6 protein-coding genes and 1 pseudogene are annotated in these 12,970 nt (G+C 45.3%); 1 reads left to right on the top strand and 6 read right to left on the bottom strand.

Going from position 1 to position 12,970, the window contains the following annotated elements; genetic code table 11:
* Positions 1-6 precede the first annotated feature (6 nt).
* The 6 genes from G519_RS0102465 to G519_RS49855 form a co-directional block, all read right to left on the bottom strand.
* Entirely contained in the window at positions 7-1,797 is a 1,791-nt protein-coding gene (locus G519_RS0102465; RefSeq protein WP_029193322.1) for a sensor histidine kinase, read from the bottom strand.
* A gap of 205 nt (positions 1,798-2,002) precedes the next feature.
* Complete coding sequence (locus G519_RS0102460) at positions 2,003-8,278, bottom strand: fibronectin type III domain-containing protein (RefSeq protein ID WP_051253015.1); 6,276 nt, start codon at positions 8,276-8,278, stop codon at positions 2,003-2,005.
* Between the two features lie 98 nt (positions 8,279-8,376).
* On the bottom strand, positions 8,377-9,936 hold the full coding sequence (locus G519_RS0102450) for an extracellular solute-binding protein (RefSeq protein ID WP_029193320.1): 1,560 nt from the start codon (positions 9,934-9,936) through the stop codon (positions 8,377-8,379).
* Between the two features lie 127 nt (positions 9,937-10,063).
* Positions 10,064-10,945 (bottom strand): carbohydrate ABC transporter permease, encoded by an 882-nt coding sequence (locus G519_RS0102445; protein WP_029193319.1) that lies wholly within the window; start codon positions 10,943-10,945, stop codon positions 10,064-10,066.
* 15 nt (positions 10,946-10,960) lie between these two features.
* Entirely contained in the window at positions 10,961-11,923 is a 963-nt protein-coding gene (locus tag G519_RS0102440; RefSeq protein ID WP_029193318.1) for an ABC transporter permease, read from the bottom strand.
* Between the two features lie 85 nt (positions 11,924-12,008).
* Complete coding sequence (locus tag G519_RS49855) at positions 12,009-12,266, bottom strand: hypothetical protein (RefSeq protein WP_029193317.1); 258 nt, start codon at positions 12,264-12,266, stop codon at positions 12,009-12,011.
* 24 nt (positions 12,267-12,290) lie between these two features.
* On the opposite strand from G519_RS49855, the pseudogene G519_RS53425 reads away from it, so the two are divergent.
* Positions 12,291-12,852: pseudogene (locus tag G519_RS53425) on the top strand (transposase).
* Positions 12,853-12,970 lie beyond the last annotated feature (118 nt).

The raw sequence follows: 12,970 nt of genomic DNA, 5'->3' as shown, positions 1-12,970 counted from the left end.
CCCTTTCTATTTATCCAAACTATCTTGTAATGGTAAAAAGACTTCAACAACTGCTCCACCTGAAACGGGATCATTAAAGAAGGTGATCTTAGCTTCCCCCGAATAAAACATATGCAAACGGTAGATCAGATTGGACAACCCAACTTGATTGTGCCGATACTGATGGGCATGCGAGTCCGCTTGCTCCTGCGTTAATCTGACAAGCGTTTCCGCTGTGAAGCCAGGTCCATTATCCGTAACCGTCAGGAGAAGCTTATCTCCTTCCACAACTTCCCCGCTTACGCGAATATGTACGGATTCCCCTGTCGTTTCCCTGCCATGTTTAATGCTGTTTTCCACCAAGGGCTGCAAGAGAGCTTTCGTGCATACCGCATGTAAAAGCTCCTCGGGCACCTCAATGCTATAAGTAACTTCATCTTTGAATCTGACTTTCATGATCGTCAAATAATTTTCCAAGTGCTTGATCTCTTCTTTCAGGATGACCTGCATATTTTTGAAATCCGACGTGTACCGTAGCATATTAGATAGGTTGACTGCGACATGACCAATATGCGATTGCTTGGAAATGACAGCCATAGAGTTAATCGTTTCGAGCGTGTTATATAAAAAATGCGAGTTAATTTGCGATTGAAGCGCAGATATCACAGCGCGATGCTGTAGAACCCGCGTCTCCGCGTGATCATGGATGGATTGCTCCAAATGACCGAGCAAATTATTAAAAGAGATGCTTAAATCAGCTACTTCATCAATCCCCTCCACCTCGGCCCGCAAATGGAAGGAACTCGTCAGCTGCATTGCTTTCATCATTTTACGCAAGCCTAGAATTCGCCCCGTGATGGAGGAGGCTGCAAAATAAGTGAGCAAAACCGAAATAATTAAGGCAGAAATCGCAATAATAATCGTCATGTTACGGGTGTAGTTAATGCTTTTGGCTATTTCCTGATACGGTAAGATAGCAACTATCTTCCAGCCGGTCATCTGGATCGTTTGGAAAATAATCAGTTCTTTCCCCGTCTTGTCGAAAACTGAACCCTCCTGTTGGTCCTTAACCGCTTGTACAATATGGTCATCCATATGACCCATGACCTCTTGCGCATGAGAATGGTGAATAACCGTACCTGACTGGTCCATAACGACTGCAACGCCCGAATTAGCTATATTAATTTGATCCATAACCTTCTGGGAAGGGGTCAATGAGATATCGATTTTGAGATAGCCATTATTACTCTGCTTGAACAAGGTGAGGACTGGGATCTTTATTTTCTGATTCGCAGCATCCATATAATTTTCTGAAATGCCTGTAATAAATTTAATCTTCTCAAAGTTTCCGCTTTGCGAGAAGTATGGTTCATTTTTAATGGAATAGTTTAAGGGAAGGGCATATGTATTAACAAAATGCTGCTCATACCCACTTGGATTATACAAAGTAGCCGATAATATCTCTGGATATTGCAAAAATAAGCGATTCAAATAATTGTCCTTGATTCTTTCGTAATTTCGAATGAGCTCAGAGGAAACGGTAGGTGACGAAACACGCATCCAATCCCGGACCTCTAGGCTATTGCTTAGCATAAGAAAGGCCAACTCGTATTCCGAATAATAACGGTTGAGGTTCATGTTCGCTTGCTTCAATACCTGCATACTGAGATGGTCAATATCCTTCCGAACGGAACTCTTCGTCTGGATATAGCTCGAAATACCAATCGTAGACACTGTAAAAATCAGAATCGTCACGATGATAGATATAAGCTTCCATTTTAGAGAACGCTTTACGCTCTTGACCATATAGTTGAACAAGTCGTCCTTCCTCCTGTAACAACGCAGATGTGTCTATCCTTCATTTAATCAGCCTACGGAATTAAAGTCTAGTATTTAAATAATAGACCTAATTGCGCTCATGATCAATGAGGTAAGCGTTTGATTCACTGCAGGTATCGTACGTTTTTATATAAAATACGGCAAAAAACGCGCCTACGGATAGGCACGGTTCTTAGCATATAGGCTATTGGTACAAATATTGGAATAATCTGTACAACATAACGGAAGTTTCGGCTCTGGTCGTATTCCCCAAAGGATTCACTTTGCCGGCGTTGCCTTCTACCAAACCTTTTTGGACGAGGGCGTTAATGTCCTGGACCGCATAAGATGCGATATCGGCTCCGTCCACAAAAGGTACTTTACTTGTGTTATTCACCGTTGGCAGTGGCTTGTTCACTTGAGCCAAAGTTCTCGCAATCATTACGAACATGTCTTGGCGCGTGATAGCATCCTGCGGGTTAAAGTTGTGATCGTCTAATCCATTGATGATACCGAGTTTATTCGCGATACCAACCGCTCGTTCATAGTACGCACCCTTCTGAACGTCTTCGAAATGGGTCTCGGCCGTCGCTTGTAAACCAAAGGTTTCGACCAGCAATTTCGTGAAATCTGCTCGGGTGATTGTAGCGGTCGGGTTGAACGCTCGATCACTCACACCTTGTATGATGCCTTTAGAAGCAAGTGCTTCGATGGATTTCTGTGCCCACGGCGTGGAAGTCAAGTCCTCGAATGTAGGCTTTCCATAAGAAACAGCATACGTACTGAAATGGTTCGTACGGAATTGCATGTCGCCAGAAGAAGGATCATAGTGACCTGTTGGTACTAGCTTAGCTTCTCCCTGTGCGTTCACGTACCAGACATTCAGAAACTCCATATGGTTTCTTTCTTCTGTTGTGAGTACATTAGGAAGACGAACTTGAACGTGAATATCCTTGCTCTCAAATTTCAGCGGTTGTCCAGCTACTTCGAAATGTATATCTACAACACTCTTTGTCTTGCCGCCAACATTCGTTTGCTTCGGAAGTTCCGTTAACGAGATATTTACCCTAATGTTCGCATGCCCGGTAGCCTCTGCGTTATTGGCAAATAGGTTGCTCGGAAGGAATAACGCACCTAATTCCGTCGAAACCTCCAAACCATGCAGCCCATCTTGCTTTGTCAGATAGTCCGTAGGAATCTGCAGCGTATAAGATTGGGTACCCGCAACAGGGGACAGCTGAATAGACACGTTCTGAGTTCCTGTTGCTTGCCCCTCAACTTTCTTGAAGGCCGCGTCTAGTGTTGCTTTATCTAGTACTGCACTTACTTTGCCAGCTTGAGCCGTCAAGCCTTGTGAAGGGATCGTAATTCGCGCTTCTCCGTTGTTTACATCGATGATTGGCTGTTTCGGATCAGGTAGCGTTGTTACAGGTGGATCAACAACTGGTGATGGAGCAGTTAACGTTCTGACCATTATGCTCGGACCCGTGTTAGACCAGTTGTTTGCCTCATCTGCCGCTTCTACCTTGAAGTCATATGCCGTATCCGGGGTCAAACCGTTGACCAACCAAGATGTTCTCGATGTTGTAGCTACCACAATTCCACTCTTCAGCAGCTTATATTGTGTCACACCCATGCGGTCAATCGCTTCGCTCCATGAGAGCTGTATCGATGTTGTTGAGACTGCGCCTTGGTTTAGCTTGCTACCTGAAGGCCATCCAGGCGGGGTTGTATCACTTGGAACTGGGATTATTGGATCATTTGTACTTGGACCAAAAACAGTCGCATTGCCCACAAGATCCTGCGCTTCTACTTTATAAATTCCAGTAGCGCCGGGGGTTCCCAAGATGGTGTAACTTGTGAGGCTTCCATCTACGACAGCCGCTTGAACACCGTCGCGATAGAGGACATATTGCTTAATCGCCACATTATCTTGCGCTGCGTCCCAAGTAAGGATTTCTCGATCTGACTCAGGTGTTGCAGTGATACGGGACCCTGTTGGCCATTGTGGCGTAATGGTGTCTTCTTTCAGCGTGCGCACAGCAAGCTCAAGGGGTTGTGAACGATTACCCGCATCGTCCACAGCGACAACTTGGAGTGGATACCTCGTATCCTCGTTCATTCCATTCACATAGTAGCTTCTTACATCCTTAGAAACCTCAGCAACTACTGAATCATCCTGCTTAATGAGATAGTGATGAATACCCGTTTCGTCTGCGGCGGTTGGCCAATTTAATTCGTAACCAGTTGAGGTGACTACAGATGCTGTAAGTAGGCTTCCCCCGCTCCAGTTAGGTTTCGTTGAATCCGGTGCGAGTGTCTTTACATGCAGGGTAGGTCCAGCAGTTAGATTACCGGCTGCATCACGCGCCGTTACATGGTAATCATATTCCGTTCCGGCAGTAAGTCCAGTTGCGTGATAGGAAAGGAGATTGCCATACACGGAAGCCATAACCGTATTCCCATTATAAATATCGTACGCTGCCACACCGTATTGATCTGTTGCCGCTTGCCACTGTAAAGTGACCGCAAAGCGAGATAAATCCTGCGCCGTTAATGAGGCAGTTGGCGACCAGGTTGGTGCAAGGATATCAGCGCTCGGTGTCGTTAAACTGACTGTTGGTCCCGTAGACGATACCAAGCCTGCATCCCGCGCTTCGACCTTGAACGTATAGGCTGTCAATGGCATTAAGTCAGTTACTGCATAGCTGTATACATCGGAACCTACTGTAGCGATAGCTGTTCCATTTTGATAGACGGTATAGCCATTAATTCCCCTCTGATCTTGTGCACTCGACCAGGTTAGGGTTACTGCCTGCGGTTGTACATGAGACATATTCAGTGTGCTGCTGGTCCATGACGGCGGTGTAGTATCGATTGGCAATTGTTCAGTCCCGACAGATAAGTACGGCCTATAAATAACATTAGCTCCGGTAGCCTCTTTCGAATGAATATCGACATTCTGATCTAGCCAGGCATCGTCCTGAAGCTTGAAGGAGATCGTTCTGTCTCCATTTACTTCCGTTGAGACCTGATCCGTGACCGTGAATTTCTTCCAATAGCCCGCATTTCTTATGATGGTAGAGGCTATTTTGGACCCATCGACAGGTTTGTTCAGCCAATTCACTGATGTCGATCCTGACTCTGACCAGTTATCACCCGTCTGATATAGATCCATATTAATATCTTTATTTGGTGTTTGAACGGCAAATACATAGAGATTTAGAGACGCATCATACACATTCCCCGTAACCGTGGTTAAAGGAAATTTCAAATAAGCTCTTCTGTTATTTCCCGTGTTTTTGTTGGTATCACTCGGTGTCACACCTGCCGCATTCTTGTATCTAAGATAAGCGATATTATTCGTCGTACCTGCCCCTCCAAGTGTTGCCGGAGCTTGGATAAAGGCATCATCACTTGGATACAGTTCTTGCTGTGTTCTTGTGACTCCAGGTACGGTGGTTGCAGTAACTACCGGCCCATTTGAAGTCCAATTCCCAGCTGCATCACGGGCTTCGACACGGAACGTATAGGGCTGGCCAGCAGCCAGATTAGTTACCGCATAGCTCTGCACATCCCCATACACATCCGCAATAACCGTATTATTTTGATATACCCTATAACCTGAAACACCGATGTTATCCTTAGCTGGCGTCCAATTTAAGGTGACCAAATGATCGGTTAAAGCACTATACGTCAGCATCCTGACCACTGGCCACTGCGGTGCTGATGCATCTGGGCCTATGTTCGTTTTCAACGTTATAGTTGGCCCTGACTGTGACCAATTATTGCTGCCGTCTCCAGCTTCAACCTTAAAGGTAAAGCTTGTGTTTGGTGATAATCCATTCACAAGGAAGTCTTTCGTTGTGGCTGGCAATGTCACCAGCTCCTGATTGCCTTGAAACACACGATAGGCAGTCACTCCATGCGCATCCTGTGCAGCGCTCCAATCTAACTTCACGCTGTTCGCAGTCGTATCCGTCTCATTGAGCAGGGAAGATGATGCCCAAGCTGGAGGCGTTGTATCTGCCACACCAAGTGTCCTGAAAGTAACAATTGGGCCTCCTGCGGATAAATTCCCCTCTCCATCTTTCGCCTCAACACGAACGGTATACTGACTATTCTCAATTAAACCTGTCAACGTGAAATTGGGGATAATCGTATCACCAGCAATTTGCCCATTCACATAAATTCGGTAGCCCGCTGCTCCGTCATTATCGACGCCGGAAGGCCAAGAAAGTGAGGCTCCCGTTTGGCCCAAATCAGCGACGTTAATATAAGAGCCCTTCGTCCAACCAGGACGAGCCTGGTCCGTTCCTGACGTTGCCGTTGCTTGTATGTCTGAACTAGGAAGCGAACGATTGCCCGCTTGGTCCAAAGCCTCAACATGTAGTGTATAGGATCGACCTGGTATTAATCCCGTAACGTCATAGCTCGTGACATTCGCTGTTGTCTGCGTTAGCAGATCGCCGTCCTTATAAATGAGATACCCATCAACCTTCTGGTTATCTTGTGCATGAGGCCAGTTTAAAGTGACTGAAGTAGGCGAGGCCTCTGAAACTCCAAAGGTACTGCCATATGGCCATACTGGCGCGGTAATGTCCGCAGTCTGCGTTGGAATCGGCAGCGGAAAAAAGCTAGGATTCCCACCGCCCTGCGACGGCTCTCCCCAGACGATAGAAACTTTATTATCTTTCCCTTGTAGTAAGGATGTCTTCACCATCTGACTGTTGCCATTCCGAGTTACTGTGATATCATAATCACCATAAAAACCACGTGTGCCGTACTGTCCAGATGCATCTGTCTTACCCGTAACATCCGTCCACCATGTTTCGTAGATCAGCTTGTGCCACTGCTCCCCAGAAGGCTTCAAGGACCAGTCATTACGGAACAGAGGTGCATTGTTCTGCCAGTGAGCGCCGTCCCAGAAACCCCACATCGTAAACGATTTCACATTCGGATGGCTAAATGTAGCCATCAGCATATCTCGTGTGAAATTCCCTTGCACATCTTCCCTCGAGGTATTCATATCATACTCAGTAATTGCAATTTCTGGGGCATACTGTGTAAAATGTGTAATTTGATCATAGAAGGCCATTGGACTAACTGGCGTACTGCCGAAATGCGCCTGGATACCGATCCCATTAATGGGCGCACCATGATCTTTCATAGATTGCAATATGTTGGAGAAATTCTGGATAACAGGAGCATCTACACCAAGAATCTGCGTTTCGTTTACATATAATTTAGCCGAAGGATCAGCTTCTTTGGCTGACTTGAACCACTTCGCCATGACGGAGCCTTGGTCTTCGTAGGTACTGCGAATCATGCTGTTCAATACGGGCTCGTTCAGCACGTCCCAGTTATACAATCTTCCTCGGAAGAAGCCTGCAAGCTCGTGAAAGTGATCTTGGATCCTCTTTTCCAATGTAGTCTTATCGCTCAGGAGATCAGGAATATCTGCCGGCAATCGGGTTGAGCCATCCCAGAGCAGTGCATGACCTCGGATGTCAAAATTATTTTCGCCTAACCAGTTGTACAACTTAACTGTTCTACTTTTATCCGCCTCCCACCAAGGCCATTTCATTTCATTTTCCATGACAACGGAATTGAAATTTTCTTTGAGCTTCGTTCGGTAAGTTGCCGCATTCTGATCGGTACCAAAGATCATTGTGCTATTCACAGCTGTACCAAATTTGAAATCATGCTTCGTCATCTTGACATGCACATCGGCGTCCTGGATCGGATGTCCATCCGCATCCTTAACTTCGACTTTTAGATCACCTTTACGGATTTGCTCAATACGTTGATTGGCTTCCGCTCGCCAAGGCGCATCCTCCTCCATACCTGCATAGTAAACAGGAGTGCTTGGTAAATTATCTATTGTAACCGCTTTCTTATAATTAACGACTTTTAAATCGGCAATCTCAATAACCTGTGGCTTGTAGCCAAGCCGGAACGTAACTTGCGGTGTGTTCTCTTCCATCAACAGTGCAGCTTTAATTGGTACAAAGAACTTCTTCCATACCGACGGGATCGCTATCGTCTCATTAACCGACTTTTCCCATGTCCCTGTTTTTTCCATAACTAAAGAAGCTTTACCCTCTGCCGTTTCCACCGTCGAGCTAATTGTCCTGGCATAGAAGGTAGCAAGGATGACATCATCTTTCTCAATTCGTGCCGCAATCGGGAGAACATATTGCAAAAGATAAGTACCCGATGGCTCTACATTCGTCGCAAAACGCAAAGCTTCTGTAAATGATTGGCCAGTAACCACTTTCGTTTCAACGGTACCATAAGCCGGCGCCTCTGAATTGAGTGCTGCTCCCTGCTTTTTGATATCCGATATGAGCACTTCACTGCCAGACAGTTGACCTAACTGTTCTTCCGTCAGCGCTTGCGCTAGAGCGATATGAGATTGGAACGGTACAATCAGCAACGCACCAATCAACAGGAGAGAGAGTAATCTACCCATTTTCATCTTCACTTTCCTCATCCTTCCTTCGAACTAACCTAAAAGAGTGCCCACCTGAGCGCGAGAAAGCTTTGCTTCAGATGGGCGTGAATCTAGCGACTAACTTACTTCTTACGGTTCGCGTTGTACCAGTCTGTTAGTTCCTTAATCGCTTTGTCTCCACCTTGCTTTTTCCAGGAAGCTACGTATTCATCAAAGTAGTCGAGCGGTTTTTCGCCCAGAATAATTTTGGCTGCTGCCTCTTGGAAGGAACCTTTATAGCCAAGATCCGCATTCTTCGTCAATGTTTCGGAAGGCGGCATCCCTGCGGTTGGATTCGTAATACCTTCTTTACGGGATGTTTCAATCGTTGTAATGAGTTTGTTGTAGGCTTCATCGTTACTGATTAATACCTTCTGTGCTTGTTCATTAAAGCCGTGCATTTGGAACACAGCAGAACGCCATTTCACATCAGGGTCCTTGTCTGCACTATACTTAATGGCGCTGCCATCTTTCGTGAAGGATTGCCCTTCAATCCCAAGCTCGGTAAACATCTGGCCTTCATCCGAAACGAGCCAATCGAACATTTTAACAACAGCTTCCGGATGCTTCATGTCTTTATTTACGACAAACGTTTTTAATACAGGCCTCTCAACACGTCCTAATTGACCATCATAACCTACGCCTCTTGGTGTCGTGATTGCGACTACGTTTGGTTTTTTATCAGGGAGCAATTTGCTAAGCTCTTTTTGCCAAGGATCCCAGATCCCAAATACGACATGGTTCCATGAGCCAACAAGATCGGACTTGATTTTTTGATCCCAAATAGCCCGCGTATTAGTAAGAAATTCATTGTCGATCAGCTTCTCGGCGTACATGGTTCTGAGCATGCCCAAGGCTTTCTTCATATTCGGACTCACATAACCAGGCATAACCTCATTATTGTACAGCGTGTTGGAATCCAGATTGACCCCATACATCCCGAAAATATTATCGGCCCACTCAAATTTCTCGCGGGAAGCAAATGGAACTTCATCCTTCTTGCCGTTCCCGTTCGGATCCTTATCCCGGAAAGCACGCAGCATATCTAAAAACTCATCAGACGTCTTCGGCTCCTTGATTCCAAGCTTATCCATCCAATCCTTACGCACATATATCACTCGCTCAGCAGGTGCATTCCCTTGCGCCAATTGTGGAATAGCCAGAATTTTACCGTTAAGAGTAACAGCGTCCCATGCTGATTGTGGGATGTTTTTCTTCAAATTCGGACCGTATTTATCGATTAACGGCTTCAAATCCAGTGCTAAACCATTGATGACAAGATCAGAGGTCTCAATGCCCCAGACCATATGAACGTCAGGAATGTCCCCAGAAGCAAACTTCAGTTTGAGCTGGTCCATGTAATTTTCATGAGGTAAAAAGGTGATATTCAGATCTGTATTTGTTTTTTGTGCGAGATATTTAACTGTCGCCAGATCCATGGACTTACCGGCTGGAATCTGTTGCGCGTTATTCGAGACGAATAAGTTAATCTTCTCCGGTGCTGCCGGTGTCGCGCTTTGACTAGCAGCAGGCGTCGTAGAGGTTTGTGTTGTGGAGCTCTTACCTGAGGAGCAGGCTGCTGTTGCACCCGCTAGACATACAACGCATACTAACGTAACCAATTTGGTAAATGAAACTTTCATCGAATAAAACCTCCCTAGTTATCTACATTATAAAATAGTTCTTTCTTACTTATCATCTGGTCTAATTTGGGATATAAATTGATCCACCTCCCAATGGAATCTCGTTTCCAATTCGACAACAACTTTCTTATTCCTTAACCGAACCCAAGAGTGCCCCTTTGATGAAATGCTTTTGTAAAAATGGATAAATGACAATAATCGGGATCGTTGCGATCACAATCGTAGCCATTTGCAACCCTTGAGGCGTAATGGACGTTGAGAGTTCCAACACCGATTGACCCCCAGCAGAATCCATGTCGAATTGCGAAATGAGCTTGTACAGATACAATTGCAGGGGCTGTAGATTGCGATCTGTGATATACAGGAGGGGTCCTAGGTAGTTATTCCAATGCCCCACAGCATAAAATAAAATGAGCGTAACATTGATCGGCATCGATAAAGGAGCAACAATGCGCCAAACGATGCGGTATTCAGACATCCCATCCACTCTTGCTGCTTCAAATAGCTCTTCCGGAAGGGATCTCATGAAGGTGATGCACAGCATCATATTGAAGGCGCTGAGTGCACCCGGGATAATGAGTGACCAGATACTATTTAGCAAGCCAAGGCTTTTGACAAGGATATACATCGGGACCATCGGAGCCTGAAAGATCATCGTGAAAATGATAAAGAGAAGAATGACCTTTCGACCGCCTAGCCATCCTTTGGATAGCGGATAGGACGTGAGGATCGTGAGGATCATATTAATCGCTGTCCCAATCACGACAATTTGAATCGTAACCCCAAACGACTTCCAAAACACAGCATTGCGGATGACAAAGTCGTAGTTGTGCAGATTAAAGCCTACTGGCCAAAGTGCCACCTTGGCATGAATAATGGCTTCATTTGAGCTAAGTGAGCCCGCAATGACATTCATTAACGGGATTGCAACAGCTGCGCAAAAGAGCAGTAAGAGTAGTGCATTCACCGTATCAAATGCGATTTCACCCGGTGTTCGTTTGATTTTCATAGTCGTATCGCCCCTTTAATATAGCCCTTCACCGGTTGTCCATTTACTCACACGGTTCGCAATGATTAATAAGAGAAAACCAATGACGGATTTAAATAATCCGATTGCCGTCGTAATGCTGTATTGACCTTGCAGGATTCCCGCCCGATACGTGTAGGTATCCAACACATCACCTGTCTCAAACGTAGCCGGATTTAGGAACTGATAAATTTGTTCAAAGCCCGAATCCATGATGTGTCCGGTTTTCAGCATCAACAGGATCATGATGGCCGGTAGCAGTCCTGGCACCGAGATATGTAAAAACTGCTTCCAACGATTGGCCCCATCCATTTTCGCAGCTTCATATAACGACGGGTTAATTCCAGCAAGCGCTGCGATGAAAATGATAGCGTTCCAGCCCATTTCCTTCCAGATACCTGATACGATAATGATAGAACGGAAGTATGCCGGCTTCTGAAGATACGCGATCGTTTCACCGTTAAACGAGGAAATGATATGGTTTACTAAACCCTGTGTCGGGGAAAGCATCATATACGTTAATCCGAAAACGATGGTCCATGACAAAAAGTGAGGTAAATACAGCACCGTTTGTGTGATTCGTTTGAACGCCATCGTGCGTACTTCATTTAACATGACTGCCAAAAGGATAGGAAGAGGGAAAGCAAAAACGATTTGGTATAAACTGATTAACAGCGTATTTCGGAGAAGTCGTCCGAATTTATCATACGTGAACAGCTGCTCGAACCATTTGAAACCCACCCATTCACTACCTGTAAAACCTTTAAAGATGTTGTAATCCTGAAAAGCAATGAAGCTCGCCGCTAAAGGCAAATACTTAAACACGAGGAAATACAGCAGCCCAGGAATCAGCATAATATAAAAAGCCCTGTGCTGTATGATATACCTCTTCCAACCTTTCTTCTTCAATTCGATGCTTGACCGCTCTACAACCGACTCATTCAGAGTAGCGGATTTCATATGCTCTCACCTACACTATCTATTTGTCTTCTGTGTTAATTATAGGTTTTAGTGAGAGGTACCAACAATGAGGGCACATTTCTATTTACTGTAGTAATAATCTTTTTATGAGCTCAAAATGGAGGCAGTTATAAAAAAAAGAAAAAGAGCTGTCCTTCAAGCAGCCTATTTTGTACCATTCTCTTGTTTTATTTACATACTGCTCATAAGCTTTTGAGGCATATAGATTTTTGACTTTAAGCGGTGTTTCATTCACGTCAATATAGAAGAAGCTTCCAGTAAAATCTCCATTGGCAAAATAACTTGGTGCTATTTCTCTGACAAGTCCTCCCGCTCCCGACATCGCTACATTACCCTGTTCGTAGACGTGGATCGTAAAACAGTCCTGTTTGCCACCGAAGGCAAAGGGATGGACACGCTCGAACGTTTCAAGATGCATATCATCGCAAAAGGCGCCGCTGTAAAGCAGATTAAAGAAGTTTGCTGCGTTATGTCGCCTGCTTTATCAGCGGTGTTGAAAAGTACTTTCCTGACGACGAGATTACGTTTGATAAATTCCATGTGATGAAGCTAGTCGGCGAAGCGTGGATGTAGTGCGAATTGGGGAGCAAAAACAAGAACCTGAACTGAAGCGTACGAAATATATCTGGTTAAAGAACGAAACCAATCTCAATGCCGAGCAAAAGGAAACCTTGCTGCGCCTGAGGGACAGCAACCTGCAGACAGGGCGGGCGTACCGTCTTAGACTGGCTCTGCAAGATCTGTGGACGACTCCGCATATTTTAGCGGATGTTTATCTGCGGGAATGGATCGGCTGGGCGACCCGTTCGAAGCTTGTGCCCATGTTACATTTGGCCAAGACGATCAAGCAACATGCAGAGGGCATCTTAAGGTGGTTCCACAGCCGAATGACGAACGGTTTGCTCTAAGAGAGATATCCCCCACCTCTGCCATGTGTTTGTTGTCCATTATATAGATGGTCGTTACCGACTTGTAGATGGCAAACTTTCTATTTCTGGTTCAATCTTATCGTGTCTGACGAATTTA

Origin of the sequence: Paenibacillus alginolyticus DSM 5050 = NBRC 15375 (genome assembly GCF_000422905.1) — a bacterium.
Lineage (GTDB): Bacteria > Bacillota > Bacilli > Paenibacillales > NBRC-103111 > Paenibacillus_E > Paenibacillus_E alginolyticus.
The sequence above is the reverse complement of the archived record's forward strand: the minus strand, read 5'-3'. Positions and strand labels throughout refer to the sequence as shown.

What these genes read in the sequence shown, in the direction of transcription:
- G519_RS0102460 (WP_051253015.1), bottom strand. Translation starts at nt 8,278, where the DNA reads ATGAAAATGGGTAGATTACTCTCTCTCCTGTTGATTGGTGCGTTGCTG.
- G519_RS0102450 (WP_029193320.1), bottom strand. Translation starts at nt 9,936, where the DNA reads ATGAAAGTTTCATTTACCAAATTGGTTACGTTAGTATGCGTTGTATGT.
- G519_RS0102445 (WP_029193319.1), bottom strand. Translation starts at nt 10,945, where the DNA reads ATGAAAATCAAACGAACACCGGGTGAAATCGCATTTGATACGGTGAAT.
- G519_RS0102440 (WP_029193318.1), bottom strand. Translation starts at nt 11,923, where the DNA reads ATGAAATCCGCTACTCTGAATGAGTCGGTTGTAGAGCGGTCAAGCATC.
- G519_RS49855 (WP_029193317.1), bottom strand. Translation starts at nt 12,266, where the DNA reads ATGTCGGGAGCGGGAGGACTTGTCAGAGAAATAGCACCAAGTTATTTT.